The following is a 26,323-nucleotide window of genomic DNA, read 5'->3' on the forward strand; positions in this document are numbered from 1 at the left end:
ACCTGCTCCAGAGTAACAGTGGTACGCCCTTGAACGACTACTTCCAGAAAATCCTGCGTGGCCAGCCCATCTTTGATGGAATACACGGCAATTCCATTTCTCTATTCGATGAAAATGTCACCAATTTTCAGAAGGGTGCATGTTTTAGCCCGTCATTGATCATTTCTTCTTCTGTTCAATCTTTCCCAAAAAAAATCGATCACCTCTTGAATAAATCGAGCGCTCGTTCTATTTTTGAGTTCCGGAGGTCGAGATATGAACAATTCCAATAATACGAACCCTCGCAATTCGAACTGGTCTCTGCGTGTTGATGGCAAGACCGCCCTGGTCACCGGAGCGGCCGGAGGCCTTGGCCAAAGCTTTACCCGGTGTCTGCTTGAGGCGGGAGCCACGGTTATTGCCAGTGGCCGCCGCCGCGAGGCACTGGAGTCTCTCAAGAGCGAATTCCCTGAGCATGCCAATCGGATCCATGTGGTCACCATGGATGTTACCGATGAGGCGAGTGTCACCGAAGCGTTCGATACCATGGCGGATGGCGTGGGCATTCCGGATGTCGTGGTTTCCAATGCCGGTGTTGCCACCAGCAAGAAAGCCCTGGATGTGACCGGCTCAGATTGGGACCGGGTGGTCGACACCAACCTCAAGGGCTGCTGGCTGGTCTGCAACGAGGCCGCCCGCCGCCTGTCCGCCATGAACAAGGGCGGCAGCCTCATCATGATTTCCTCTATTCTCGGTCATCGCGTGGCCGGCAATGTGGCGCCCTACGCGGCTGCCAAGGCCGGTGTTGAGCAGCTGACTCGCTCGTTTGCACTGGAGTGGGCCCGCTACGGTATTCGCGTGAATGCATTGGCACCGGGCTACATTGAGACCGATCTGAACCGCGACTTTTTCGCCAGTGAGCCCGGACAGAAGATGATCCGTCGCATTCCCCAGCGCCGCCTGGGGCAGGCAGAGGATCTGTGCGGCCCGTTGCTGCTGCTGGCTTCAGACTATTCCGATTACATGACCGGCAGCACCCTCGTGGTGGACGGCGGTCATCTTCAATCCTCGCTGTAAGGAGCAGGCCGTGGACTTTAATCTTAATCCGAGGAACGAGTCGTACCGGGAACGCATCCGGGACTTTGTGGAACAGGAACTGTTGCCGCTGGAGCAGAACCCGGAGGCCTACGATGAGCATGAGAACATTGCGCCCGAGCATCTTGAGCAGATGCGGGCCAAGGCCAGGGAGCAGGGCCTCTGGTGCCTGCAGATCCCCGAGCATCTCGGCGGTCAGGGTCTGGATATTTCGGGTATGGCAGCCTGTTACGAAGAGATGAACCGATCGATCTTTGGGCCGGTGGTGTTCAATTCTGCGGCACCGGATGACGGCAACATGATGGTGCTGGCCAAGGTGGGTACCGAAGCTCAGCAGGAGCGTTGGCTCAAGCCCATCGTCGAGGGCAGGGTGCGGTCGTCATTCGCCATGACTGAGCCACCTCCCGGCTGCGGCTCGGACCCGGGCATGATGCAGACCACTGCCACCCGAAAGGGTGATCGCTGGGTCATTCATGGCCATAAGCATTACATCACCGGGGCGGGTGAAGCCGCCCATTTCATCTTGATTGCCCGTACATCCGACGATACCCGTAAGGGGCTTAGTGCCTTCATGTTCCATAAGGACGATCCGGGCTGGGAGGTTGTCCGTCGCATTCCGATCATGGGTCCGGAAGAACACGGTGGACACTGTGAAATCCGCTTTGATGGCCTGGAGATCCCGGATGAGAACCGGCTGATGGAGGTGGGCGATGGCCTCAAGGTCACCCAGATCCGCCTGGGCACGGCGCGCCTGACTCACTGCATGCGCTGGCTGGGATTGGCCCGTCGCTCCCTGGAGATTGCCACCGAGTATGTTGAGAAGCGCGAATCCTTTGGACAGACCCTGGCGCAGCGTGAGGGTGTCCAGTGGTTGCTCGGAGAGGCTGCCATGGAGATCCAGATCGGCCGGCTGCTGACCATGCACGCCGCCTGGAAGCTGGACCAGGGCGACTTCGCCCGCAAGGAGGTGTCCATGGCCAAAGTCGCGGTGGCCGACACCCTGCATAAGTCGGTGGACACCGCGATCCAGCTGTGTGGCGCACGGGGCTATTCCAAGGACACCCCGCTGGAGTGGATTTACCGTTATGCCCGCCAGGCCCGCCTGGTGGATGGCGCCTCGGAAGTGCACAAGATGGTGTTTTCGAAGCTGTTGCTGGCCGAGCGTACCGACTTCTGGCACTGGGGAGTGAAGGCCTGATGTCCGGGCTTGCAGACACTTTCAGCAATTTCATTTCCCGGCAGACCGGTGCCCGGAGTGTCCGGGTCGTCGAGTTTGACCGGCTCTCGGGAGGTGCGATCCAGGACAACTTCGGTCTGACCCTGGAGCTGGAAGGGGGCGACCGGCCGGGCCGGCAGGCTTTCGTAATCCGGCAGGATGCCCCATCCGGCGTAGCGGAAAGTCTTTCCCGTCCGGAGGAATTCCGGGTTCTGCAGGCGGCGTTCGAGGCCGGGGTGACGGCCCCGGAGCCGCTCTGGCTTTGCGAAGATACCGAAGTCAGCGGCCGAGTGTTCTACGTCATGACCCGGGCGTCGGGCAGCGCCTCACCCCGCAAACTGGTCAAAGGCGACTTGACCGAGGATCAGCGCAGGCACCTTGTATGCCGGTTTGGTGCGGAGTTGGCCAGGCTACACACGGTGCGGCCACCGGTGGCATCGCTGGACTTCCTGGCTATGCCCGAACCGGAAAATCCGGCTCTGAGCCGGGTAGCCCTGTATCGCCGCTACCTGGAGGAAATCGGTGAGCCCCATCCGGTGCTGGAATGGGCCCTGAACTGGCTCGAGGACCATGCTCCGGAGCCGGGCCCGACGGTGCTGTGCCACTGTGATTTCCGGACCGGTAACTACATGGTGGATGGAGGCGAGCTGACTGCTGTTCTGGACTGGGAGTTCGCGGCCTGGAGCGATCCCTGTGAGGATCTGGGCTGGCTCTGCAGCCGCAGCTGGCGCTTCGGCGGGGATGCCCGGGTAGTTGGCGGTATCGGAGACAAACAGGACCTTCTCGACAGTTACCGGGAAGTGAGTGGAGTCGACCTTGATCCGGCATCGGTCAGTTACTGGGAGGTCATGGCATTGGTGCGCTGGGCCATGATCGCGTTGCAGCAGGCGCGCCGGCATATGTCTGGAGAACAGCGCTCGCTGGAGTTGGCCCTCACCGGTCGCATGGTGGCCCAGATGGAATACGATCTGCTGAACCAGATTCCAGAATTGGAGGAAGCGCAATGATTAACGAGCCGGATACCCGCGATCTGCTGGCCGAGGCCCGCCAGGTGTTATTGGATTCGCTGGCGCCGGAATTGGCGGGGGAGAGGAAGTACCAGGCCCTGATGATTGCAAACGCCATGGGCGTGGCCATCCGGGAAATAGAGCAGCGGGAGCAGGGTGAGCCTGAAACCACCGATCGGTCGCTGTCGCATTTCCTCGCCGGGCATCAGCTACCGGATAACCCTGAGCAGGGAGAGCAGACCCTGGCCCGGGCACTCCGCGAACGCCGGCTCGATGGCTCTGAACCGGAACTGAGATTGGTTTTGAGGGGAATGACGGAGGCTCGGTTGCGAATCAACAATCCGGGCTACCTGAAATCATCTGGACAGTCCAATACGGTGTGATATGAACCAGTATAAAAAACTGAACAAGACCGCCGCCAATCATTCCGCCCTGACGCCGCTGACGCTGCTACAGCGTTCGGCTCGGGTCTATCCAAACAAGCGGGCGGTCATCGACGATGACATGAGCCTTTCCTACCAGGAACTGTATGGTCGTTGTCGGCAGATGGCGGATGCCCTGCGCGCCCGGGGTATTGTCCCCGGCGATACGGTAGCGATCCTGTCCCCCAACAGTCATGAAATGCTTGAGTGCCATTACTCGGTGCCGATGGCCGGTGCGGTCCTGAATGCCATCAACATTCGACTGGACGCGGGCACTCTGTCGTTCATCCTGGCCCACGGCGAGGCAAGGGTCCTGTTCTACGATACCCAATGGGAAAATCAGGTCCGGGCCGCAATTGCCGAGCTGGAGGTGCCGCCTCTGCTGGTGGCGATCGAGCGCAAGGCGGATGTCAGTGAGGGGCTGGCAGAACTGAATTTTGAGTCCCTGTTGGGCGAGGGCGACCCGGATGCATCGTGGATGCAACCGGAAGACGAGTGGGACGCGATCACCCTGAATTATACCTCCGGCACCACCGGTAACCCCAAGGGCGTGGTCTACCATCACCGTGGTGCCTACCTGGCGGCCTTATCGAACGCCATGGCTTTTGATATGACGGCGGAGACCGTCTACCTGTGGACCTTGCCGATGTTCCACTGCAATGGCTGGGCCTATACCTGGGCGATTACCGCCGTCGGTGGCACCCATGTCTGTCTGCGGGAAGTGGATACCCGGGAGATCTATCGCCGGATTGAGGAATATGGCGTGACCCACATGTGCGGGGCCCCGGTGGTGATGAACATGCTGGTGCAGGATCTCGGCCGCGAAAACCTGAAGCTCTCCCGGCTTGCCCGTTTTGCCCTTGGCGGCGCCGCGCCGCCCAGCAGCGTGATTCGCAAGGCGGAGGAAATCGGTTTCGAGATCACTCATCTTTACGGGCTGACCGAAACCTTCGGCCCGTCCACCCTCTGTGTACCCCAGCCGGAGTGGCAGGAACTGTCGCTGGAAGAGCGTGCAGTCATGATGTCGCGCCAGGGCGTACCTACCCATGGACTGGATGAGGTCGACATCCTCGATATGCTGAGCGATGAGCCGGTGCCGGCCGATGGCAAGGCCATGGGCGAGATCTGCATCCGTGGCAACACGGTGATGAAGGGGTATCTGAAGAATCCGGACGCCACCGACAAGGCCTTCAGGAACGGCTGGTTCCACACCGGCGATCTGGCGGTAATGCACCCTGACCGCTACGTTGAAATTCGGGACCGTGCGAAGGACGTGATTATCTCCGGCGGCGAGAACATCTCCAGCCTGGAGGTGGAGGAAGTCCTTTACCGCCACCCGAAGGTGTCCGAAGCGGCGGTGGTGGCCATGGCCGATGAGAAGTGGGGCGAGGTGCCCTGTGCCTTCGTCAATCCGATCGATGACGGCGAGGAACCCACCCCCGAGGAGATTATTGCCTTTTGCCGGGAGCATATGGCGCATTTCAAGGCGCCGAGAAAGGTGGTACTGGGCGAACTGCCCAAGACTGCTACCGGGAAGATTCGCAAGAACATACTCCGGGACTCGCTGTCCCGATGATTGGGCTGGCCGCGGTCAGCAGGAGGTTGCGATAGCGCGAATAATGCAGTCAGAAAAACGAAGCCGGTCCTGATCAAAACGGGCCCGGACGTTCCAGTGACAACAAAGACAAGAAAACAGGAGCAAAATCATGAAAAAAACAAACATCAAGAATCTGCTGGTTGCGATGACCGCAACCGCGACGCTTGGTACCGCCAGTGTCAGCTATGCCGAGGATCCTATCCGGATCGGGGGCCTCTACATTCTCTCTGGCAGTGCTGCCACCTACGGTGAGTTTGCCCAGAAGGGCATCGACCTGGCGGTGGATGAAATCAATGGCTCCGGCGGCATTCTGGGTCGCCAGGTCGAGATGGTCTATGAGGACAGCCAGGGCAAGGCCTCGGTGGCCATTCAGGCAGCCCGGAAACTGGTTTATTCCGAGGGTGTCGACGCCCTGGTGGGTCTGGACAGCTCGGGTGTTGCCCAGGGTATGGTTCCGACCATGCCGGAGGTGCAGAAGCCACTGATCATCACCCACGCCGCCACCCCGGACGTCACCGGCAATCTGTGTAATCCCTTTACCTACCGCATCAGCGTGAACGTGGCCCAGAATATGAAGGCTGCGGCCCTGGTGGCTGCAGATACGGGTGCCACCAACTGGACCACCATCGGCCCGGACTACGCCTTTGGCCACCAGTCCTGGGAGTTCTTCGGCAATTACCTCAAAGAGCTCAAGCCGGATGTGAACCTGATGTCGGAGACCAACTTCCCGCGCTTTGGTGCTGAGGATTTCACCCCGTTCATTGACCGGGTCATGGACTCTGATGCCGAGGGTGTGCTGATTTCGGTCTGGGGTGGTGACCTGGTCAACTTTATCCGCCAGGCCAATACCCGTGGGTTCTTCGAAAAGGACATGGAGGTGATGTTTACCGTTGGTGCCGCGACCGAGGTGCTCTCTGCTCTGGGCGAGGAAATGCCAGAGGGTGTGCATCTGTCCACGCGCTATTGGTATGAAGCCTATGACAACGCGGTGAATGATCGCTTCGTTAAGGCGTACCTCAAAGCCTACGGCACACCCCCGAGCTACAACGCCGAGGGCGCCTACGCCGCGATCTATGCCTATAAAAAGGCCATGGAAACTGCCGGCACCACCGAAGGTCCTGCCGTCGCCAAGGCGCTTAGCGGCATGAGCCTGGAGGCACCGAACGGTACGGTGACGTTCCGTGAGGGTGATCACCAGGCGATGGTCAGCCCGAACTGGGGTGTTTCCGGCCCCATGCATCCGGAACACGGCATTCGCACGCTGACGAACCTGCAGATCTTTGACGGCGAAAAAGTAGCCCGCACCATTGAAGAGACCGGTTGCAAGCTTTGATCTGATTGTTGATTTTACGCTTGCCGTGGCGCCCTCCGGGGCGCCACGAAACCGGCTCCAATCTAATGAGGTAATCCATGTCTGGCATCGGAGCGGCGTTGCTGAACAGTCTCGATATCGGCCTGCTGCTGTTCATTATCGCAGTGGGCCTGAACATCGTGTTCGGTGTGCTTAACATCATTAACTTTGCCCACGGGGCACTCTATATGCTGGGGGCCTACCTGGCCTTCACCCTGATCAACATTGCGGGGATGCCCTTCTGGGCGGCCCTGCTCCTGGCTCCGATTGGTGTTGCCATCCTCGCGGTGATCATCGATCGGTTCCTGTTGCGATTCATTTATTCCCGGGACGTGGCAGACAGCCTGCTACTGACCTTCGCCATCCTGCTGATCATCAACGAGAGTGTGCGAATGATCTGGGGTAGTGGCATCCATGTGGTTCAGCCGCCGGATTTGCTTGCCGGTTCGGTGGATCTGCTGGGCAGTTCCGTTGCCACCTACAGCCTGTTTGTCATCATCATCGGTCTGCTTCTGCTGGCCGGGCTCTGGTATTTGTTCAACCGCACCCGCGTTGGTCGCATCATGAGGGCGGCCGCACTGGACCGGGATATGGCCGAGGCGCTGTGCATCAACACCCGGCTGGTGGTGACCGGCGTGTTTGCCTTTGGTGCCTGGCTGGCCGCTGTCGGTGGTGTGATGGCGGCACCCATGCGTGCGCTGGATCCGGGCATGGGGGACAAGATCATTATCGAGTCGTTCATCGTGGTGGTGATCGGCGGCCTTGGCAGTTTCCCGGGTGCTTTGCTTGGCGCCATCATTCTGGGTCTGATTCACGGCTTCGGTGGCCGCTACCTGCCGGAAGTGAACCTGCTGTTGCCGTTCGTGGGCATGGCTCTGGTTCTGTTGTTTAAGCCAAACGGCATTATGGGCAAGGGGGCAAGCGCATGAAGACCAAGGTTCTGATGGCCATATTGGCTGTGGTGATTGCCGGGCTGATTGCGGTGCCCTGGATTGCTTCCTATTTCTATGTGTTTATTTTTACCGAAATCCTGATTTTGGGTCTGTTTGCGGCCAGCTTTAACCTGATTTTCGGCTATACAGGTATGCTGAGCTTCGGGCATGCGGCGTTTTTCGGTATAGGCTCTTACGCCACGGCCCTGGTGCTGATTCACCTCGAGTGGCCATTCCTGGCCTGTCTGCTGGTTTCCATGGGAGCATCCGCTTTGCTGGCTCTGGTCATCGGCTTTCTGAGCGTCCGGCTAAACGAAGTGTACTTTGCCATGCTCACCCTGGCCTTTGGCATGATGGTCTTTGCCATCGCCTATCAGTGGCGTTCGGTGACCAACGGCAGTGATGGTCTTGCCGGGTTTACCCTCGGCTCATTCGGGCTCGGCCTTGATCTGACGCTGGCTAATCCATCGGTCTATTACCATGTGGTTCTGGCCATTGTGGCCATCGCCTCGGTGGTGCTCTACGTGATCTGTCGCAGCTCCTTCGGCATGATTCTCAAGGCCATCCGGCAGAATCCCGAGCGAGTCTCCTTCGCCGGGTTGAACGTGAGGACCTACCGTCTCGTGGCTTTCGTTATTGCCGGTACCTTTGCGGGCCTGGCTGGTGGTCTGATCGCTCCGTTCCTGCGGGTAGCAAGCCCGGAACTTCTCCATTGGTCCATGTCCGCCGAACCCATCCTGATGGCTATTCTTGGTGGCACCGGGTTTTTCCTGGGCCCATTCATCGGTTCTGCGGCGTTCGTATTGCTGGAAACCTGGATCACCACTTATACCGAGTCCTGGATGCTGGTTCTGGGGATCATCCTGGCAATGATGGTGATCTTCTTCCGCAAGGGGCTGCTCGGTACTGCCATTGACTGGTGGATGGAGGTGAAGAAATGAGCAATCCGGTTCTCACTATTTCAAACCTTACCAAGCGTTTTGGCGGAGTTACTGCGGTTTCCGATATCAATCTTGAAGTCATGCCCAAGGAAACCATCGCTATTATCGGGCCGAACGGTGCCGGCAAGACAACCTTCTACAACATGGTTTCCGGCCGGATGCGGCCCACTGAAGGCAAGATCATTCTGGATGGCATGGACATCACCGGCCTTCCACCCCACAAGATCAGCCGGCTCGGTGTGTCCCGGTCGTTTCAGATCAACAACATTTTCCCGGAAATGACTGTGCAGGAAAACGTGGAGGTGGTGCTGTCGGCCTACCATGGCCACAGCCGTAAGCTGTTCAACATTGCGTCCCGCAATGCCGCAATCCAACAGGAGGCCGTTGAGTTTCTGAAGCGTCTGGGCATCGACAGCCTGAAGGCGCAGCGTGCCGAAGTGATCAGCTACGGCGACAAGCGATTGCTGGAGATCGCCATGGTGCTGGCGACTCAGCCCAAACTGGTACTGCTGGACGAACCCACCGCCGGGATGACCCCGGATGAAACCCGGCGCACCACCCGGCTGATCAAGAAGCTTGCGGACAGCGGTGACTACACGTTCATGATCACCGAGCACGATATGGACGTGGTGTTCAACCTGGCGGACCGTATTCTGGTCATGCACCGCGGTGAGAAGCTCTTTGCCGGTACCCCCGAGGAAGTGAAGAACCATCCGGAGGTTCGTGTCGCCTACCTGGGTGAGGAAGAGGACGAGTCGGTCGAGGAGGCCAAAACATGATTCTTGATGTTCGCAATATCCAGACCTTCTACGGTGAGAGCCAGGCGCTTCAGGGTGTTACCCTGCATCTGGAGGAGGGCGAGACCGTGTGCATCCTGGGCCGGAACGGTGCCGGCAAGAGTACGACACTGAAAAGCATCATGGGCCTTACGCCGCCGAGATCCGGGGAAGTAATTTTTGATGATAAGCCGGTACAAGGACTTCCAGCCCACCGGATTGCCCGTGCCGGGATCGGCTATGTGCCGGAGGACCGGCGGATTTTTCCCGGTCTGACCGTGCGGGACAACCTCGACGTGGCGTCCTACCAGCGCAAGGGGAGTGCCTCGCGCTGGACTGTGGATGGCATTCTCAAAAAGTACGAGATGCTGGGTGAACGGGCGGACCAGGACGGGGCAACGCTTTCAGGTGGCCAGCAGCAGATGCTGGCGGTGGCCCGGTCCCTGATGATCCAGCCCCGACTGTTGTTGCTGGACGAGCCAAACGAGGGGTTGGCGCCAGTTATCGTGCAGCAGATTGGCGAGTTGATCGACGACCTCAGCAAGACCACTACCATCCTGTTCACCGATCAGAGCGTTCGCTTCGCCCTCAAGCATGCCCGCAGGGCGTATATCCTCGAGAAGGGCCAAGTGGTGCACGAGGCAACCAGCGACGAGTTGCGCGTTGATCAGGCAACCCAGGACCGGTTCCTGTCGGTGGCGTGATCTGATTTATAATCCCCGCCGCAGGAGCAGATAGGCGTGGCAGCAATGATTGAAAACTATGAGGCGTTTCGCAACGAGTTGAGCATGTCCAAGGAGGACGTGGTCCGTGAGGTATACCATCAGAACCAGGATCGTATCAGCATCAAGAAGGAGGCAACGGCGGTCAAGAATCTGATCAGGATCATCGAATCGACGCTCAGACTGGCTAACTCCAAGGGCTTCCATGCCATGACGCTGAGGGATCTGTGTTCGGACTCGGGCATGAGCATGGGTGGGCTCTACGCCTACATTCGCAACAAGGACGATCTGATCCACTTGATCCAGAGTCATGGCTTCACTATCACCCGGCGCACCCTGTTGCATTACACCGGGGAGGCGGATGACGTGCGTGACAAGTTGTTTTCGGCGATCAAGGCTCACCTGTACCTGAGCGAGCTGATGCGGGCCTGGTTCTACTTCTCCTACATGGAGGCTAAGAGCCTGCCGGCGCCGGAAAAGCGGGATGCGGTAGCCATTGAGCTGGAGATCGAAGCGATCTTCCTGGCAGTCATTGAGGATGGCATCGAGGCCGGAGTATACCGGCCAAGGAACGCCCGCCTTGTGGCCTCGATGATCAAGGCCCTGCTGCAGGACTGGTACCTGAAGCGCAGGAAATACCGTGACCAGAATGTGGCCGTTGACGACTATGCCGCCTTTGTCAGGGATGTGATTGAAAGCTATTTGCTCTGAGGGTATCGACTCTCTTCTGTGAGGACTGTGATGACTATCAGCTTGACGAATCCGGAACTGGTGCGCGAAAGCGCCTACATAAATGGCGAATGGGTTCAGGCCCGTTCTGGCAACCGACTTCCGGTAACAAATCCGGCCAATGGTGAACACCTGGCCTATGTGCCCGACATGGGCGCCGAAGATGCCCGGATAGCCATCCAGGCAGCCGAGGGAGCCTGGCAGGAATGGCGTGATCGCACCGCCAAGGAGCGTGCGGGAATCCTGCGCCGCTGGTTCGATCTGGTGATGCAAAACCAGGAAGACCTCGCGCGTTTGATGACTGCGGAGCAGGGCAAGCCGCTGGCGGAAGCCCGCGGCGAAGTCGGTTACGGTGGCAGTTTCATCGAGTGGTTTGGCGAAGAAGCCAAGCGTGCCTACGGTGACACAATTCCCGGCCATGGCCGTGACAAGCGCATCTTGGTGATCAAACAGCCCATCGGGGTGGTGGCTGCAATCACGCCCTGGAATTTTCCGGTGGCCATGATCACTCGCAAGGTTGCGCCGGCCCTGGCAGCTGGCTGCCCGGTAGTGGTCAAGCCGGCGGAGGATACCCCGCTGTGTGCGCTGGCCCTGGCCGCATTGGCAGAAGAGGCCGGAGTTCCACCCGGGATCTTCAACATAATCACCTGTTCAAAGGATCATGCACCGGCGGTGGGTAAGGAGCTGACCACCAACCCGGTTGTTCGCAAGGTGTCCTTCACCGGATCCACACCGGTCGGAAAACTGCTGATGAGCCAGGCCAGTGGCACGGTCAAGAAAGTAAGCCTGGAGCTGGGGGGCAATGCTCCGTTCATCGTCTTTGACGACGCCGATCTCGATGCGGCGGTAGCCGGGCTGATGGCCTCCAAATACCGAAACACCGGCCAGACCTGTGTTTGTGCCAACCGCATCTATGTCCAGGACGGTGTCTACGAAGCGTTCGTGGAAAAGCTCAAGGAGGCCGTCAGCAAGATGGTGGTGGGTGCTGGCCTCGAAGGTGAGACCCAGCAAGGGCCGCTTATCAATGAGGCGGCCCTCGATAAGGTTAAGCGCCACATCGCCGATGCCACCGCCAAGGGTGCAAAAGTTGTTCTCGGTGGCAAGGCTCACGCCCTGGGGGGTACTTTCTTTGAGCCGACCATCCTGACTGACGTCAGCCAGGATATGCTGGTGGCCAGTGAAGAGACTTTTGGCCCGGTGGCGCCCCTGTTCCGGTTTGATACCGAGGAGCAGGCGATCGCCATGGCTAATGATTCCGAGTTTGGCCTGGCCGCGTATTTCTACAGTAACGACATCCGACGCATCTGGCACGTGGCCGAGGCCCTGGAAACCGGGATGATCGGGATCAACGATGGCATCATTTCCACGGAAGCGGCGCCGTTCGGTGGCGTCAAGGAAAGCGGCCTTGGCCGGGAAGGCTCCCGCTACGGCCTGGACGAGTTCATGGAACTCAAATATCTGTGCCTGGGTGGCATGCGCTAAATCCCTGGTTACAAGGAGAATCGAATGGCAGGCTCCCTGTCTCATCTGCGTGTCCTCGATCTTTCCAGAGTCCTGGCCGGCCCCTGGGCCGGCCAGATCCTTGGCGATCTGGGCGCGGAGATCATCAAGATTGAGCGCCCAGGAACAGGCGACGACACCCGCTCCTGGGGACCGCCTTATCTTCGGGGGGGCAATGGCAGCGCCGAACTCTCCGCCTATTTCCTCAGCGCCAACCGAAACAAGCAGTCGCTGGCCGTGGACATCGCCGATCCGGAGGGGCAGGAACTGGTCCGCAAACTGGCGGCCGAATCGGATGTGGTCCTGGAAAATTTCAAGGTGGGCGGCCTCAAGCGCTATGGCCTCGATTACGACAGCCTGAAACGTATCAACCCCAAACTCATTTACTGCTCGATCACCGGGTTTGGCCAGGACGGCCCATACGCGAACCGCCCCGGCTATGATTTCCTGATCCAGGCCATGGGCGGGTTGATGAGTATCACCGGTCAGCCGGACAGCGAGCCTGGCGCGGGCCCGATGAAGGTGGGTGTGGCGCTGACGGATATCATGACCGGGCTCTACGCCACGATCGGCGTACTTGCCGCTCTCAGCCACCGGGACCGAACGGGCGAGGGCCAGTACGTGGAGGCCGCGCTGCTGGATGTGCAGGTGGCCTGCCTGGCCAACCAGGCCATGAATTACCTGACCACGGGTAAGGCACCGGTCAGGATGGGAAATGCCCACCCCAATATTGTTCCTTACCAGGATTTCCCTACGGCCGATGGCAACATGGTACTGACGATCGGCAACGATCAGCAGTTTGCCCGGCTGTGTGAGGTGCTGGAGCATGCAGAGTGGGCGTGCGATGAGCGCTTTGCGACAAACCGCGCCCGGGTGGCCAATCGCAGGGAATTGATTCCCAAGCTCAGGCAGGCCACCGTGATGCGTTCAACCCGGGAGTGGGTTGAAATCCTGGAAGGAGCCGGGGTGCCCTGCGGGCCAGTGAATACCCTGGATCAGGTATTTGACGACCCCCAGATTCTGGCCCGGGGAATGAGGCAGACTGTCACCCATACGGACTTGGGGGAGGTGCCAACGGTCGGCAATCCGATCAAGCTGAAACTGACACCGGTAACCTACCGAACGGCACCGCCGCTGTTGGGGGAGCAGTCGGAACAGGTCCTGCGGCGAGTTTTGGGGCTGTCTTCCGATGCGATCAAGGTACTCAGGGAACGCGGTGTCATCTCGTAAACATCTACATGGTAGTTGCCGATCGGTAAGTCTTTATTCTTCCTGAAAAGTTCCTGTTTCGGTGCGCTCCGGGACTTGCTGAGACGCGCCCTGAAAGTGTCCCGGGCAACCCTTACGATCAGAAGTAGTAGTGAAAATCCGTCAATGCCCAGCTTGACATGTAGTCGCGAACTACCTAAGCCTATATAACGACTGGCTAACAACAAGAATAGCCAGGTGTAAAGAAAGTTGACAAATGTCAGGGTCAATGCGACGGAGTGCGTACCATGGACAAGGCTACCATTGTGCTTTTGGATGCCACCCAATATGGAGCAGATCAAGAGCTTGCCAGGGTAATTAAAACCAGGTTTCCTTTGGAGCGCCGTGACAAGAGCGCTGGATTGGAAAATATTGGTTCAAATGGCGAAAACGTCATTCTCTGTTTTGAATTCGATTTTCCGGATATTTCAACACTTTCTCTTCTGAACGACACGAAACACGACCACCCCTCGATTCCAATTCTGATGTTTACCGAGCAACACTCCGAAGCGCTCGCAGTCTGGGCGCTGAGGGCTCGCGTGTGGAACTATTTCGTTAAGCCGGTGGCACCGGAGGCTGTCCTATCGTCGTTATCCATTCTCGCCAGCATGATGGCATCACCGCGAACGAGGGATTGCCGGAACCTTGTCATTCCGCCGCAGCGCTTGCCTGACGATGCGCGATTCCAGAAGCATCGGACGGAGGACAAGCTGGTTGAACTGGCGGTTGCCCACATTGAGCAACACTTACACGAAAAATTATCCCAGAGCGACATCGCGGACCGGTGTAACACAACCAGCTACCACCTGAGCCGGGCGTTCAAGCAGCTCTACGGGATCACGTTCCAGGATTACATCATGCGCCGCCGGCTGGATCGGGCCGGTGAGCTTCTTCGTAACGCAAGCGCTACGGTGTCCGACGTGTGCTGGACTGTTGGTTTTCGGGATGCTTCCTATTTCTCCAGGATGTTTCACCGGCACACCGGGATGACACCGTCCCAGTATCGACGTAAGTGGTTGAATACACGCGTTGAGCATGAACAGACCGACCTTAATGTCCCGGTGGCCCTGCGCCCCTGAACATTAACTTTCTGCAAGATTCTCCTGTTTTTTGGCCAGAATACTCCTAACCCTCCTGCCTCACTCCTGCCTAATCTGACCTTACGGCGAAAGGAAACACCGCCGTAAGGGATCTCTGATAATTAATAGCAGGAGCTAAATGATGGAAAACCTCAAATCTAAAGTGTCTCAGTTTCTTCGCGATGAAGAGGGCCTGGAACTGTCCGAATACGCGGTAGCAGGTTCATTGATCGTGATCGGTACTGTAGTGGCTTTCGGCGCGTTGTCAGGAGCAATTGGCGAAGCGATCGACGACATCACAACGGTGATTACTACCGGTGCAGCACCAGCCTGAGCATTATGGTTGATTGAGCTAGATCGTAAACGTGGTAGGTACGGGATCTCCCCGATCCCGTACCGCTAGCTCACAGGAGTATGGATTCTCATGATCGAAACAAACTGGATGTTTTTGGTTCTCGCAATCGCTCTCGTTATCGCAGTCATCACGGATCTCAGAACGCACCGCATTCCCAATTGGTTGACATTCAGTGTGCTCACCGTGGCGTTGGCAGGTCAGGTTGCAGAGGCTCAGTGGCAAGGATTGTTTGCCGGTCTGGGAGGAGCATTGGTGGGGCTGTTGTGTTTTCTGCCCCTCCACATTTTCGGTGCGATGGGTGCTGGCGATGTGAAACTCATGACGGCAGTGGGTGCGCTGCTGGGACCACAAGCCGCATTAATCGGAGTATTGGCGACCATTGTCTGTGGTGGTGGAATCGCCCTGGTTTTTATCGGGTCGCGTGGCGGACTCGGTGCGCTGTGGCGGCGTTACAGCCGCATGGCCGTGATGATGGCCTCTCGACAGCCTGTTTACCTGGCGCCGGCCACCGGGGAAGCTGCAGCTGAACGCTTCCCATACGCCCTGGCCATTGCCTGCGGATCGTTCTTTTCAATCTGGTATCTGGCCTGATACCGGCCCGGCAGTATATGGGAGTGCTTTGCAATGGATGCGGAATATCTTTCTCTGGATGAGTCTTCGTTTTCTGTAAACCGGGCGGTCAGATGCCCGCGACCCCACACCATTGAGGAAACCGGTCTCGACGCCTACTTCCTTGCGGACCTTGTGCTAAAGCACCTCCATCACCTGGGCAACCAGACCTTGGCCCAGCTTTCCAGGAATATCTGCTTGCCGGGCGCAGTTATCGAACCGGTACTGTTGATGCTTCGAAAAGAGGCTCGGATTGAGGCGAGGGGAGCGGAAACCGGTGCCGAGGGAATTCGCTATGCATTAACCGATCGAGGCTACGCGGCTGCGCTGGATGCCCTGTCGCGGGACGGTTATTCCGGTCCGGCGCCTGTCCCTCTGGAGGCATACTCCCAGTTGATCAGGGCGCAATCCGTTTCCCTTTGTTCAGTGACATCCGACGATATTCGTCACCTGTTCCGGAACACGGTGCTGGAGGAGTCGCTCATTGATCAACTTGGCCCGGCCGTGCATTCGGGCAGGGCAGTTTTCATTTACGGACCGCCGGGAAGTGGCAAGAGCTACATAACCCGGCAACTGGTCAAACTGCTGAACGGTCCCGTGTATGTGCCTTATTCCATATTGGTTGGCGGTAGCGTGGTAGCCGTGTTCGATCCGGAATTTCACCATCCGGTTAACCGGGCGGAGCAAGATCCGGTTCATTTGATGGAGGGTCACGATCCCCGCTATCAACTCTGCCATCGTCCGGAGGTTGTCACCGGCGGAGAGCTTACGATGGATCTCCTGGACCTGACCTTTGACGCAGACCGAAAACAGTACCAGGCGCCGCTTCAGCTAAAGGCCAGCAACGGAATGTTCCTGATTGACGATTTGGGGCGGCAGAAGATGCCTCCTTTGTCATTACTGAATCGCTGGATCGTTCCCATGGAGGAGAAACGGGATTTCCTCCACCTCCGGGCCGGGCAGCACTTTGCCGTGCCATTCGACATGCTGCTGGTCTTCTCCACCAACCTGAACCCGCTGGATCTTGCGGATGAAGCGTTTCTCCGACGGATTGGCCACAAGATTCGCTTCAACACCCTGGAAAGTGATCCATACCTCCGACTGTGGGCACAGGTATGCGAGCAGTACGGAATTGAAAACAACCCTGAAGTGACCCGTTACATGATGACGGAGCTTTACCCAGTGCAGGGAAGCGCTTTGCTGCCATGCCATCCCCGGGATCTTTTGAGCCTGGTCAGTGACTATTGTCGCTACCGGGGCAAGGCTCCGGAATTGAGTATCGAAGCCATTCGCTGGGCCTGGAAAACCTACTTTGTGCAGTTTGCGGATGAGAGGTGATCGCTATGTTTAAAAAACGGACTTTTGTCATGTTGACCTTTGCCCTTGCCATGGGCCTTGCAGCGGCCTTTGTGGCCAAGGGCTGGGCGATAAAGCGGCTGACCGTCTCTGAAGAGGAGGCTGGAATACCGGTGGTGGTGGCGTCTATGCAGATTCCCTTCGGGAAGAAGCTCGAGGAGACCGATCTGCGGGTTGAAACAATGCCGAGCCACCTGGTGCCTTCAAGCGCCTACAACGACATTGAAAGCCTGAGCGGGAGCGTCGCCATGGGCACCATCTATCCCGATGAGATTGTGATGAAGGAAAAGGTCGCGCCATATGGTGGAGGCAGTGCGTTATCTGCAGTAATTGGGCGGAACAAGCGAGCGGTCACCGTTCGGGTGAATGATGTCGTCGGGGTTGCCGGCTTCCTGATGCCGGGTAACCGTGTCGATGTCGTTGCGGCCAAGCCGGAGGGTAATCGCCGAGACTACCGGACCGAAACGCTGCTGGAAGACGTCAAGGTGCTGGCGGTCGATCAAAGCGCCTCACCAGAAAAGGACAAGCCGGTCATCGTGCGGGCGGTCACTCTCGAACTGACACCGCTCGAAGCGGAGCTCCTGGTTGAAGCAACCCAGGAAGGCATGGTCCAGCTGGCTCTGAGAAACCCCCTTGATGACAGCAAAAAGCCAAAACCTGAACCCAAGCCGGAAGTCGTCGCTGAAGCGCCGAAGCCAAAACCGGCCCCTAGAAAGCGGGTGGTTGCGACCTCTCAGCGGGTAACCGTTATCCGGGGAACGGATGTAAGCACTTCAAGAGTATCTATGTAAAAGGCCTGTCCGATAAGAAAAGGACGTCACGCAGGGAGAAGTTGGCGATGAAAACAATCATGAAAATGGCAAGGAAGAACCGGACGCAGTGGCTTCAAGCCGGGGTGATGGCGCTCTGCCTGCTGGGACTGGCTCCTGGTCTGGGAGCACAGGTCATGGTGTCCTCCGGCATTGAACGGCAGTTGGTCGATGTGGCTCTGAATCAATCCCAGATTCTTTATCTTGATGAGCCGGTGGCGAAAGTCTCGCTGGGTAATCCCGACATTGCCGATATTCTCATTCTCCGATCACGCCAACTGTACGTTGTCGGGAAAAAGCTGGGCTCGACCAACGTGACCCTCTGGGACAATAACAACACGGTGGTCAGCGTACTTGGCATCGAGGTGACGCACGATCTGGAGGGCCTGAAATCCCGGCTGCATCAGATTCTCCCTGATGAAACCATCGAGGTTCGCTCAGCCCAGGGTGACATCGTTCTCAGCGGAGAGGTCAGCAGTGCGCCGCGTGTCGATGCCGCGGTCCAGCTGGCTCGCAGCTTCCAGGGCGTTGGCGAGGTCCCGGGCAATGTCCTGAACATGATGCAGGTGGGGGGCGCCCAACAGGTCATGCTAGAAGTCCAGGTGGCCGAAGTATCCCGGGACCTGCTCAAAAACATTGGCGCCAGGTTTGAGGTGCTTAATGTGGCCAAGAACGTCACCTCCGGCGCAAGTCGAGGAGCGACCGCGTTGGTGGGTGCGCCGATTGCCGGAGGCGGAGCCGGTATATCGGGTGATGTCACAGCGATTGTCCGGGAGCCGCTTGGCTACGATACCAGTGGCCTTTTTGCCAGCTTCCTTGACGGTACTACCCTATTTGACCTGGTGATTGAAGCAGCGGAAGAAAACAACCTGGCGAAAGTGTTGGCGGAACCCACGCTGACCACCCTTACTGGTCAGGAAGCTACCTTCCACGCCGGTGGGGAATTCCCCGTTCCTGTGGCCGGGAGGGAAAATGAAGTCACCATAGAATTCAAGGAGTTCGGCATCAGTCTGGGCTTTCTCCCGACGGTTCTGGATTCCGGGACCATCAGCCTGAAGCTCAACATCAAGGTCAGCGAACTGAGTAACCAGAATTCGGTCGCCCTGAATATCGAAGACGCCGGCGCCACCTTCTTCATCAATTCACTGACCAGTCGCAGTGCGTCATCAACGGTGGAGCTGGGAAATGGCCAGACCATCGGTGTCGCCGGGCTGATCAATGAAACCTTGCGGGAGCGCGTGAACAAGTTCCCGGGCCTGGGTGATATCCCGGTCCTCGGGCAGTTGTTCCGCAGCCAGGAATACATTCAGGGCAAAACCGAACTGGTGATTCTCGTTACGCCGCATTTTGCCAAACCGGTCGACCGAGAGAAATTCACTCTTCCTACAGACCGCTTTGTTGAACCCAGTTCTCTCGAATTCTATCTGCTTGGGTTTACCGAGGGCTGGGGGGCAGGGGATCGCCCGCAATCCAAGCCCATGCGTAAGGGCGGTGTTGAAGGTCAATTCGGACACGAACTTTAAGGTGGACACCATGAAACTGATTAATAGCAAACAACAATTCGTACTGTCCGCCATCGTTGTGGCGGTGTCCCTGGGCGGATGCGCATCGCCGTCCTCCGAATGGGATTTCGGAAACTCTGTTCGCACCATGGTGGCCTCCCAGAAGTATGTGCCACCCGGCCAGGAGCCTCCAGCGATACCGACAATGGATGGGGCCCGTGCAGCCGGTGCGGTGGAACGGAACCGCACGGCTGCCCCTGCACCTCAACGAATCTATGAAGGAATGGGTGGCGCTGAGCTCTGAAAACAGTGAGGGGATGATGACAAGGAGGCAGCATCATGCAAGGTATCAACTGGACGAAACCGGTTTGTCGAAAACAGCAGGGCGCTATTCTCCCGTTGTTTGCAATATCGTTGCTGGCCATTCTCGGAATGGCAGGGCTGGCACTGGACATGAGCCATGCCCACCTCCAGAAAACGCGCTTACAGAATAGCCTCGACGCCGCCGCACTCAGCGCTGCCAAAGTGCTTGATCAAACCGGTAACACTCTGGTCGCGGAAACGGCGGGGCGCGATACCTTCGCCGGCAATGCAGGGCAGCCGGGCAACACAGCCCTGGGTAATGCGCTGGCCGCCGGGCCGCTGACACTGACGGTCGAGTTCTCATCAACACTCAATCCCTTCATTCCGGCAACCTTGCCCGCCCGCTATGTTCGGGTTCGGGCGGAAGGTTTTGATGTTGATAACTGGTTTGCTCCGCTGTTCGGTTTTAACAGTACCGATATTCCTGGCACTGCGGTGGCCGGCCCGAGCCCGACGCTGGGTAACGTCTGCAATGTTGCGCCGATGATGGTCTGCGGCACTTCTCCGGATACGGCGGCGCCGGGGACGACTTACGGTTATTCCCGGGGTGACGTGGAAATGCTGAAAATCGGCGCGGGGGACGCTTCCTCCGTAGGGAATGGGAATTTCTATCTTGTTCGCCTCGATGGTGATGCCGGTGGCGCTGATGTAAGGGAGTCTGCGGCGGGGAAATACGACAGTTGCCTGAGTACCGGTGAGGCCATCGAAACAGAACCCGGCAATACGGTGGGTCCGTTTGCACAGGGCATCAATACCCGAGTGGGCGTATACAACGGCCCCGTCAGCGCTGAGGACTACCCGCCCGACTGGTTCTCGGACCACACAAGCTATACAGAAACGGATTACGAGAGCGGGGTAGCGCCTGGGTACGACCTTGATTGGTATCTCGGCCAAATGGCCGGTGTTGACCCGGCTTTGCCCCCATCGGGCGTACCCGGCCGTCGGATACTGACGCTTCCGGTTGGCGACTGCGATGGTCTTGCAAGCGGACAGAGTTCTGTTGATCTGCTCGGTTTTGCCTGCTTCTACATGATCACCAGGATGGAGCAAACCGGTCAGGCCGTATTTTTCGGGCAATTCAAGGACGATTGCGGCGGTAGTGGTATCCCGGGTCCCGATCCGGTGACCGGGCCAGGACCCCACATAATCCAGTTATACAAGGATCCGGATACCCGGGACAGCTGATGAATCATTACCGTGCAAAGGACAGGCGTTAATTTAAAAGGAGCGGCCAGACGATGAAAAAACTATCACCGGTCAAGGGCAAACAAAGTGGTATCGCGGCCATTGAGTTTATGGTCGCCGCGCCTCTGCTCATCGTGATTGTCTTTGCTGTGACCGAATTCGCCTGGGCGTTCCATCAGTACCACACCATGACTCGGGCCACCCGCGATGGTGCCAGGCACATGGCGTCCGGCGCCCTCATTGGTAGCGTCGGAATGATCTACCTCGACACATCCCTTGTGCAGGAAACCGGGAATCTGGTGGTTTACGGCAATACCACGGGAGCCGGAGACCCCCTGTTGCCACGGTGGACGCGGGCGGATGTAACGGTTACCAGTCCGGATGCGAGTCATATCCGGGTGTCTGCAATTTACAACTACGTTCCGCTGGTGGGGAGAATTCCGGCTTTCTACGGCGGGACGCCTCTGAGTTTGTCCTTTCAAATGCAGAGCACTGTAGAGATGAGGGCATTATGAACAGTTTCCGCAGGGCACAGAGTGGTGCCCATACCGTCGAGTTTGCTCTGGTTGGTTCGTTGTTCTTCATCCTGCTTTTTGGAGCAATTGAGTTTGGTCGTCTGATGTTCGTCTGGAACACACTTGGTGAAGTCAGTCGCCAGAGCGCCCGTGTGGCAGTGGTCTGCCCAGTCAATCACAGTGCTATTCGCCGTGTTGGCATGTTCGATGTGGCCGGCTCAAGTGGTTCCAGTCCGGTCCTGCCGGCGTTGAATGAATCGAACATTCGGATCGATTACCTGGATGCAAGTGGAACACCGGTCGATCCGACAACCAATTACCTGGACATCGTTTTCGTGCGAAGTGAGGTCGCCTCGGTTCGTCATCGTCTGATTATTCCGTTTTTCTTTCAAGAGTTTGATTTGCCGTCATTTGTCACTGTCTTACCCCGGGAAAGCCTAGGGGTTTCACCCGAAGGAACTGGCTGTTTTGGAACAGTGAGCTGAATCAGCAGGGATGAGGAAAGCTGTATGAAACCAATTATGAGAGTGTTGCTGGCAGGACGAGACGCCAGCCAGTTAGCAGAAATGGAAAAGGTGATGGTGAGCGGAACGTCGCACATCCTGAGCCTACGGCATATCACCAATGGCAATTCGGACCCTCTTTATAACCTTCCTGAAATGCCGGAAACGCTGGTCTTCTGCGTCACCAGTGCCTGGGAGGAGGAGCTCAGAGCACTTGATGAGCGACCCATGGCCCGACGCCCGCCGACGATTGTCATTGGGCCGGAAAACATTGCCGTCATGAGAATGGCGATGCGGGTAGGCGCGCGTGACTACTTCAGTTTCCCGATGCCGGAGTACGACCTCCGGAATTCCCTTAACCGAATTGCAGAGGGCCTCCAGGCAGATGCGGGTATCCATAACGCCAAGTTGACGGCCGTCATCAATGCCAAAGGCGGTTCTGGCGCCAGCATAATTGCGGCAACCCTGGCGCACAGTCTCGCGGCCCGGATCGGCCAACGTGTTTCCTTGCTGGATCTGGATTTCCAATTCGGGCATCTGTCATCCCTGTTCGATCTTCCCCCTGATGGTGGCCTGGTCGACGCCATCGTGCGTTCCGAGAACATGGATGCCATGGCCCTCGAAGGCCACATGCTCAAACACAAAAGCGGGCTTCACATTCTGGGGGATACATCGCAGCAGTTGATTGTTCCCGGCGACATCGAAGAAGGACAGCTCAAAAAACTGATCGACGTGGTTCGGTCAGGGTATGACCAGGTGATCGCCGATCTGCCTCGACAGATTGATCCGGTGGCCGGGGTGGTTCTGGAATCTGCCGATGTAATCCTTCTGGTGGTTCAGCAGAGCATTGCCCACGTCCAGGATGCGCGCCAGATGGTTCGATACCTGAACACCTATCTGGGCATCCCGCCCAACCGCATGAGAATCGTCGTGAACCGCTGGGATAAGCGTCTCGACCTGAATGTCGAAGATATCCGCAAGAGTCTGGAAATTGAAGATCTCATCTGCATTCCCAATGATTTTTCGAAGGTCGCTGAGAGTGCCAACCTCGGGACCCCATTGCTGGATTTCGCGCCGTCTTCACCGGTAAGCCGAAGCATTGTGAATCTGGCCGAAACCCTGAGTGGAAAGAAAGCCGAAGCCGGTCAGTTCGGGCTAGGCAGGGTACTTCGTAAACTGGCCCGGACATGAGGTGTATGACATGACAACCAATGGAACGAACGATATCTCTTACGCGCGATTCGGGGTCAATGGCCACAGCAACGATGGTGAACAGGCCCGGCGGGTAGAGGAGGAGCAGGAGCGCATCTGCAAGAAAAACCTGCGCCAGAAGTTGATGAAGGTCCTGGATCTTTCATTGATAAGCACTCTGGGCCGTGACGAGGCCGAAAGCCAGATTCTGGCGATCGGTCAACAAATCATGAACGAGGATTCGGTGCCGCTGAGCCTGAATTCCCGGCAGCGGGTGCTAAAGCAGATCCTCGACGACATTCTTGGCCTTGGCCCTCTGGAGCCACTGCTGGCGGACAAAAGCATAGCGGACATTCTGGTTAATGGTTTTGACAGCGTTTACGTGGAGCGGAATGGCAAGCTGGAAAAGGTTGACGTCACCTTCAGCAGTGACTCCCATTTGCTGAACGTGATCGACCGGATTGTATCGAGCGTTGGTCGACGTATCGACGAGTCTTCACCCATGGTCGATGCCCGACTCCAGGATGGATCCCGGGTCAATGCCATCATTCCGCCGTTGGCTGTCGACGGACCACTGCTGTCGATTCGGCGATTCTCAATCGGCCGTCTGTCGGTCGATGCCCTGATCGAAAAAAGCACGTTGACTGCCCCGATTGCCGAGCTTCTTGAGGCCATCGTCGAGGGACGGCTGAACGTACTGATTTCCGGCGGAACAGGCTCGGGCAAGACCACATTGCTGAACGTCCTGTCCGGTTTTGTACCTCACGATGAGCGGATTGTTACGATTGAAGACTCCGCAGAGCTTCAATTGCAGCAACCTCACGTGGTGCGGCTGGAAACCCGTCCGCCCAACATCGAAAGCAAAGGTGAGGTGAACCAGCGCGATCTGGTAAGGAACAGCCTTCGCATGCGGCCCGACCGGATTATTGTTGGGGAGGTCCGGGGCGTTGAGGCTCTGGATATGTTGCAGGCGATGAACACCGGGCACGACGGGTCCATGACAACGCTGCACGCCAACTCCCCGCGTGACGCGCTGACCCGGATTGAAAACATGGTATCGATGGCGAGTGCCAGCATGCCCATGAAGGCTATTCGAACCCAGGTTGCTTCCGCCATCGACGTGGTTCTACAGGTAGAGCGTCAGGAGGACGGAACCCGAAGGCTCGTGAGTGTTCAGGAAATCAACGGCATGGAAGGAGACATCATCACCATGTCCGAGCTTTTCACCTTCCGGCGCCGCGGCAAGGATGAAAACGGCAGGGTAGTGGGCAGTTACGCCGCAACCGGCATAGTCCCGAGGTTCCAGGAGCATCTGCAACAACGTGGGATCGAGGTGCCTCTGTCTCTCTATAATCCGGACCTGGAGGGTTGAGTCATGGAAGTGCTGGGCGAAAACCTCTGGATATTTGTCGCGCTCGTCTTTACCGCGGTGTTCCTGCTTTCACAGGGCTTGGTGATTCCCGTTTTCGGCGAGAGTCGAAGTGCCAGAAAACGGATGAGACGGCGGATGAAAACGCTGACGGCGGATGCGGATAACCAGAAACGGGTATCCCTGTTGAGAGACCATTACACGCAGAATCTCAATCCGCTGGAAAAACGCCTTGAGTTGCTGGACGTCCTGGAGCCGCTCAGGAACCTGATCGCCCAGAGTGGCATGACGACACCCGCCTATAGGGTGTTGCTCCTTGCCCTGGCATTGGCGGCCATCGGCGCCGGTATCGCGTGGAGCTTAAATAAGGCCTATTGGGCGCCAGCGGTGGGAGCGCCCCTGGGATTTATACTGCCGTTTCTGCATATCCGTAAAAAACGGGTCAGCAGAATTGCGCGGATTGAAGAGCAGTTACCCGATGTTGTGGACGTGATCATTCGGGCTCTCAGGGCAGGGCACCCCTTTGTCGAAGCGATCCGGTTGGTTTCCACGGAAATGCCGAGCCCGGTAAGGGAGGAGTTCAGGACAACGTTTAACGAGATCAATTACGGAGGCGATGTCCGTGCCGCGCTGATGGGGCTGTTGCAGCGGGTTCCGAGCATACTCGTTATGGCACTGGTTACTGCAGTGCTGGTGCAGCGTGAGTCGGGCGGCAACCTGGCAGAAGTGCTGGAGAAGATTGCAGCGGTTATCCGGGGGCGATTCCGGTTCCAGCGGAGAGTGAGAACGCTCTCGGCGGAAGGCCGAATCTCGGCCTGGGTTCTCACGATGACCCCATTTGTCCTGTTCCTGGTGATCTCGGTGGTCAATCCCGATTACATGCCGATGCTGACCGAAAGCCCCCGGGGCGGGGACATCATTCTGGTGGCTCTGGTATTGATCGTGCTTGGTGTTTTCTGGATCAAGAAGATTCTTAATCTGAAGGTGTAAGGGAGTAACGCCATGGACTACCTGATCGGACTTCTAAACTCCACTCTGCAAAACGAACAGATAGCAGAATGGACCTTCGTGTCCCTTATGGGGGCTGCGGTTTTCTGCGTTGGCCTTGCGGGGATATTTCTGGTTTCGACCATTTTCAACCCGGTACGGAACCGCCTCCAGGAGGTTGTGGGCACTGAGCAGGAGGGCGAACCTCCTAAAACAGGCGCAATGGTCCTTCTGGTGGGCAAAGTAGCTCCCTTCGTTTTGCCCAAAAAGGAAGGCGAACGCGGTCGCACCAGAGAAAAGTTGATGCATGCAGGATTCCGGAGCGACAACGCCCTGGCGACCTTCTATGCCATCAAGACGCTGTTATTCATAGGGTTGCCACTGTTGGTTCTGCTCATCATTAATTGGATCCCATCGGTGACTTCGATGATTGCTCTGCAGTCAGCGGCAGTTGCAGTACTCGTCGGCGTTGCGACCCCAAACTATGTGTTATCGAAATTGATTCAGCGTCGTAAGCGACTGCTCTATCACGGGTTCCCAGACGCTCTCGACCTACTGGTGGTCTGCACAGAAGCGGGCTTCGGTCTCAAACCAGCCCTTCAACGAGTGGCCGATGAGGTATCCGTAGGCCACCCGGAACTGGCCGAGGAGTTTGCCCTGGTGAATGCTGAAATGAGGGCGGGTGTTGATCGGTCAGAGGCCCTTCACAACCTCGCGGACCGTACCGGGCTGGAGGAAATCGCCGGCCTCGTTACTTTGTTGAGCCAGAGCCTTCGGTTTGGCACCAGCATTGCGGATTCCCTCAGGATTTACTCCGAGGAGTTTCGTGACAAAAGGATGCAGAAGGCCGAAGAAGAAGCCGGAAAAATTTCGACAAAGCTGATTTTTCCTCTGGTTTTGTGCATGTTCCCCGCGTTTTTTGTGGTTGCGATAGGTCCTGCGGTTGTGGGCCTTTTGGACCACTTTAACATTCAATGAATGGACT

The 26,323-nt window shown here is 57.5% G+C and carries 27 protein-coding genes; all 27 read left to right on the forward strand.

Annotated elements, in window-relative coordinates; translation table 11 throughout:
• The first annotated feature begins 255 nt into the window (after positions 1-255).
• The gene (locus K0B93_RS01850) at positions 256-1,056 is read left to right on the forward strand and encodes an SDR family NAD(P)-dependent oxidoreductase (protein ID WP_219865562.1); all 801 of its coding nucleotides are present in this window, start codon (positions 256-258) and stop codon (positions 1,054-1,056) included.
• Between the two features lie 10 nt (positions 1,057-1,066).
• Positions 1,067-2,272, forward strand: a complete 1,206-nt coding sequence (locus K0B93_RS19365) for an acyl-CoA dehydrogenase family protein (protein ID WP_219865563.1) — start codon at positions 1,067-1,069, stop codon at positions 2,270-2,272.
• A complete protein-coding gene (locus K0B93_RS01860; RefSeq protein ID WP_219865564.1) occupies positions 2,272-3,297 on the forward strand; it encodes a phosphotransferase family protein in 1,026 nt (341 codons plus the stop codon). The genes K0B93_RS19365 and K0B93_RS01860 overlap by 1 nt, the downstream gene beginning before the upstream one ends.
• A complete protein-coding gene (locus K0B93_RS01865) occupies positions 3,294-3,680 on the forward strand; it encodes a DUF6285 domain-containing protein (RefSeq protein ID WP_219865565.1) in 387 nt (128 codons plus the stop codon). The genes K0B93_RS01860 and K0B93_RS01865 overlap by 4 nt, the downstream gene beginning before the upstream one ends.
• A gap of 1 nt (position 3,681) precedes the next feature.
• Positions 3,682-5,295, forward strand: a complete 1,614-nt coding sequence (locus K0B93_RS01870) for a long-chain-fatty-acid--CoA ligase (RefSeq protein ID WP_219865566.1) — start codon at positions 3,682-3,684, stop codon at positions 5,293-5,295.
• Between the two features lie 130 nt (positions 5,296-5,425).
• On the forward strand, positions 5,426-6,649 hold the full coding sequence (locus K0B93_RS01875) for an ABC transporter substrate-binding protein (RefSeq protein WP_219865567.1): 1,224 nt from the start codon (positions 5,426-5,428) through the stop codon (positions 6,647-6,649).
• A 77-nt stretch (positions 6,650-6,726) separates the two neighbouring features.
• Positions 6,727-7,596 carry a branched-chain amino acid ABC transporter permease gene (locus K0B93_RS01880; protein ID WP_219865568.1) on the forward strand — a complete coding sequence of 290 codons (870 nt, stop codon included), beginning with the start codon at positions 6,727-6,729 and terminating at the stop codon, positions 7,594-7,596.
• A complete protein-coding gene (locus K0B93_RS01885) occupies positions 7,593-8,540 on the forward strand; it encodes a branched-chain amino acid ABC transporter permease (protein ID WP_219865569.1) in 948 nt (315 codons plus the stop codon). The genes K0B93_RS01880 and K0B93_RS01885 overlap by 4 nt, the downstream gene beginning before the upstream one ends.
• Complete coding sequence (locus K0B93_RS01890; RefSeq protein ID WP_219865570.1) at positions 8,537-9,319, forward strand: ABC transporter ATP-binding protein; 783 nt, start codon at positions 8,537-8,539, stop codon at positions 9,317-9,319. Before K0B93_RS01885 ends, K0B93_RS01890 begins: the two co-directional genes overlap by 4 nt.
• Positions 9,316-10,020 carry an ABC transporter ATP-binding protein gene (locus K0B93_RS01895; protein WP_219865571.1) on the forward strand — a complete coding sequence of 235 codons (705 nt, stop codon included), beginning with the start codon at positions 9,316-9,318 and terminating at the stop codon, positions 10,018-10,020. Before K0B93_RS01890 ends, K0B93_RS01895 begins: the two co-directional genes overlap by 4 nt.
• 45 nt (positions 10,021-10,065) lie before the next feature.
• On the forward strand, positions 10,066-10,749 hold the full coding sequence (locus tag K0B93_RS01900) for a TetR/AcrR family transcriptional regulator (protein WP_219865938.1): 684 nt from the start codon (positions 10,066-10,068) through the stop codon (positions 10,747-10,749).
• Between the two features lie 36 nt (positions 10,750-10,785).
• Positions 10,786-12,249 carry an NAD-dependent succinate-semialdehyde dehydrogenase gene (locus K0B93_RS01905; protein WP_285368299.1) on the forward strand — a complete coding sequence of 488 codons (1,464 nt, stop codon included), beginning with the start codon at positions 10,786-10,788 and terminating at the stop codon, positions 12,247-12,249.
• A gap of 24 nt (positions 12,250-12,273) precedes the next feature.
• Complete coding sequence (locus tag K0B93_RS01910) at positions 12,274-13,497, forward strand: CaiB/BaiF CoA transferase family protein (protein WP_219865573.1); 1,224 nt, start codon at positions 12,274-12,276, stop codon at positions 13,495-13,497.
• Between the two features lie 266 nt (positions 13,498-13,763).
• Positions 13,764-14,594: an AraC family transcriptional regulator gene (locus K0B93_RS01915; RefSeq protein ID WP_219865574.1), complete on the forward strand. Its 831-nt coding sequence runs from the start codon at positions 13,764-13,766 to the stop codon at positions 14,592-14,594.
• Positions 14,595-14,733: 139 nt separating this feature from the next.
• Positions 14,734-14,928 carry a Flp family type IVb pilin gene (locus K0B93_RS01920; protein WP_219865575.1) on the forward strand — a complete coding sequence of 65 codons (195 nt, stop codon included), beginning with the start codon at positions 14,734-14,736 and terminating at the stop codon, positions 14,926-14,928.
• Positions 14,929-15,018: 90 nt separating this feature from the next.
• A complete protein-coding gene (locus K0B93_RS01925) occupies positions 15,019-15,540 on the forward strand; it encodes an A24 family peptidase (protein WP_219865576.1) in 522 nt (173 codons plus the stop codon).
• A 33-nt stretch (positions 15,541-15,573) separates the two neighbouring features.
• A complete protein-coding gene (locus K0B93_RS01930; protein ID WP_219865577.1) occupies positions 15,574-16,896 on the forward strand; it encodes an AAA family ATPase in 1,323 nt (440 codons plus the stop codon).
• A gap of 5 nt (positions 16,897-16,901) precedes the next feature.
• Positions 16,902-17,705: a Flp pilus assembly protein CpaB gene (gene cpaB / locus K0B93_RS01935; protein ID WP_219865578.1), complete on the forward strand. Its 804-nt coding sequence runs from the start codon at positions 16,902-16,904 to the stop codon at positions 17,703-17,705.
• 47 nt (positions 17,706-17,752) lie between these two features.
• Positions 17,753-19,246 (forward strand): type II and III secretion system protein family protein, encoded by a 1,494-nt coding sequence (locus tag K0B93_RS01940; protein WP_219865579.1) that lies wholly within the window; start codon positions 17,753-17,755, stop codon positions 19,244-19,246.
• 10 nt (positions 19,247-19,256) lie between these two features.
• Entirely contained in the window at positions 19,257-19,529 is a 273-nt protein-coding gene (locus K0B93_RS01945; RefSeq protein WP_219865580.1) for a hypothetical protein, read from the forward strand.
• 35 nt (positions 19,530-19,564) lie between these two features.
• Positions 19,565-20,773: a Tad domain-containing protein gene (locus K0B93_RS01950; RefSeq protein WP_219865581.1), complete on the forward strand. Its 1,209-nt coding sequence runs from the start codon at positions 19,565-19,567 to the stop codon at positions 20,771-20,773.
• Between the two features lie 53 nt (positions 20,774-20,826).
• On the forward strand, positions 20,827-21,288 hold the full coding sequence (locus tag K0B93_RS01955) for a TadE family protein (protein WP_219865582.1): 462 nt from the start codon (positions 20,827-20,829) through the stop codon (positions 21,286-21,288).
• The gene (locus tag K0B93_RS01960) at positions 21,285-21,773 is read left to right on the forward strand and encodes a TadE/TadG family type IV pilus assembly protein (protein ID WP_219865583.1); all 489 of its coding nucleotides are present in this window, start codon (positions 21,285-21,287) and stop codon (positions 21,771-21,773) included. The genes K0B93_RS01955 and K0B93_RS01960 overlap by 4 nt, the downstream gene beginning before the upstream one ends.
• A 24-nt stretch (positions 21,774-21,797) precedes the next feature.
• Complete coding sequence (locus K0B93_RS01965) at positions 21,798-22,982, forward strand: AAA family ATPase (protein WP_219865584.1); 1,185 nt, start codon at positions 21,798-21,800, stop codon at positions 22,980-22,982.
• Between the two features lie 10 nt (positions 22,983-22,992).
• Positions 22,993-24,354 (forward strand): CpaF family protein, encoded by a 1,362-nt coding sequence (locus K0B93_RS01970; protein WP_219865585.1) that lies wholly within the window; start codon positions 22,993-22,995, stop codon positions 24,352-24,354.
• 3 nt (positions 24,355-24,357) lie between these two features.
• Positions 24,358-25,341, forward strand: a complete 984-nt coding sequence (locus tag K0B93_RS01975; RefSeq protein WP_219865586.1) for a type II secretion system F family protein — start codon at positions 24,358-24,360, stop codon at positions 25,339-25,341.
• Between the two features lie 12 nt (positions 25,342-25,353).
• Positions 25,354-26,316, forward strand: coding sequence for a type II secretion system F family protein (locus tag K0B93_RS01980; RefSeq protein ID WP_219865587.1), 963 nt, complete (start codon positions 25,354-25,356; stop codon positions 26,314-26,316).
• Positions 26,317-26,323 lie beyond the last annotated feature (7 nt).

Source organism: Marinobacter sp. F4218 (genome assembly GCF_019443085.1).
GTDB classification, from domain to species: Bacteria; Pseudomonadota; Gammaproteobacteria; order Pseudomonadales; family Oleiphilaceae; genus Marinobacter; species Marinobacter albus.

Bases quoted from the DNA above. Each gene is read 5' to 3' on its own strand.
- K0B93_RS01940 (WP_219865579.1), top strand. From the start codon at position 17,753: ATGAAAACAATCATGAAAATGGCAAGGAAGAACCGGACGCAGTGGCTT.
- K0B93_RS01910 (WP_219865573.1), top strand. From the start codon at position 12,274: ATGGCAGGCTCCCTGTCTCATCTGCGTGTCCTCGATCTTTCCAGAGTC.
- K0B93_RS01865 (WP_219865565.1), top strand. From the start codon at position 3,294: ATGATTAACGAGCCGGATACCCGCGATCTGCTGGCCGAGGCCCGCCAG.
- cpaB (WP_219865578.1), top strand. From the start codon at position 16,902: ATGTTTAAAAAACGGACTTTTGTCATGTTGACCTTTGCCCTTGCCATG.
- K0B93_RS01965 (WP_219865584.1), top strand. From the start codon at position 21,798: ATGAAACCAATTATGAGAGTGTTGCTGGCAGGACGAGACGCCAGCCAG.
- K0B93_RS01955 (WP_219865582.1), top strand. From the start codon at position 20,827: ATGAAAAAACTATCACCGGTCAAGGGCAAACAAAGTGGTATCGCGGCC.
- K0B93_RS01930 (WP_219865577.1), top strand. From the start codon at position 15,574: ATGGATGCGGAATATCTTTCTCTGGATGAGTCTTCGTTTTCTGTAAAC.
- K0B93_RS01900 (WP_219865938.1), top strand. From the start codon at position 10,066: ATGATTGAAAACTATGAGGCGTTTCGCAACGAGTTGAGCATGTCCAAG.
- K0B93_RS01960 (WP_219865583.1), top strand. From the start codon at position 21,285: ATGAACAGTTTCCGCAGGGCACAGAGTGGTGCCCATACCGTCGAGTTT.
- K0B93_RS01950 (WP_219865581.1), top strand. From the start codon at position 19,565: ATGCAAGGTATCAACTGGACGAAACCGGTTTGTCGAAAACAGCAGGGC.
- K0B93_RS01945 (WP_219865580.1), top strand. From the start codon at position 19,257: ATGAAACTGATTAATAGCAAACAACAATTCGTACTGTCCGCCATCGTT.
- K0B93_RS01875 (WP_219865567.1), top strand. From the start codon at position 5,426: ATGAAAAAAACAAACATCAAGAATCTGCTGGTTGCGATGACCGCAACC.
- K0B93_RS01890 (WP_219865570.1), top strand. From the start codon at position 8,537: ATGAGCAATCCGGTTCTCACTATTTCAAACCTTACCAAGCGTTTTGGC.
- K0B93_RS01895 (WP_219865571.1), top strand. From the start codon at position 9,316: ATGATTCTTGATGTTCGCAATATCCAGACCTTCTACGGTGAGAGCCAG.
- K0B93_RS01925 (WP_219865576.1), top strand. From the start codon at position 15,019: ATGATCGAAACAAACTGGATGTTTTTGGTTCTCGCAATCGCTCTCGTT.
- K0B93_RS01885 (WP_219865569.1), top strand. From the start codon at position 7,593: ATGAAGACCAAGGTTCTGATGGCCATATTGGCTGTGGTGATTGCCGGG.
- K0B93_RS01870 (WP_219865566.1), top strand. From the start codon at position 3,682: ATGAACCAGTATAAAAAACTGAACAAGACCGCCGCCAATCATTCCGCC.
- K0B93_RS01975 (WP_219865586.1), top strand. From the start codon at position 24,358: ATGGAAGTGCTGGGCGAAAACCTCTGGATATTTGTCGCGCTCGTCTTT.
- K0B93_RS01860 (WP_219865564.1), top strand. From the start codon at position 2,272: ATGTCCGGGCTTGCAGACACTTTCAGCAATTTCATTTCCCGGCAGACC.
- K0B93_RS01880 (WP_219865568.1), top strand. From the start codon at position 6,727: ATGTCTGGCATCGGAGCGGCGTTGCTGAACAGTCTCGATATCGGCCTG.
- K0B93_RS01970 (WP_219865585.1), top strand. From the start codon at position 22,993: ATGACAACCAATGGAACGAACGATATCTCTTACGCGCGATTCGGGGTC.
- K0B93_RS01920 (WP_219865575.1), top strand. From the start codon at position 14,734: ATGATGGAAAACCTCAAATCTAAAGTGTCTCAGTTTCTTCGCGATGAA.
- K0B93_RS01980 (WP_219865587.1), top strand. From the start codon at position 25,354: ATGGACTACCTGATCGGACTTCTAAACTCCACTCTGCAAAACGAACAG.
- K0B93_RS01915 (WP_219865574.1), top strand. From the start codon at position 13,764: ATGGACAAGGCTACCATTGTGCTTTTGGATGCCACCCAATATGGAGCA.
- K0B93_RS01850 (WP_219865562.1), top strand. From the start codon at position 256: ATGAACAATTCCAATAATACGAACCCTCGCAATTCGAACTGGTCTCTG.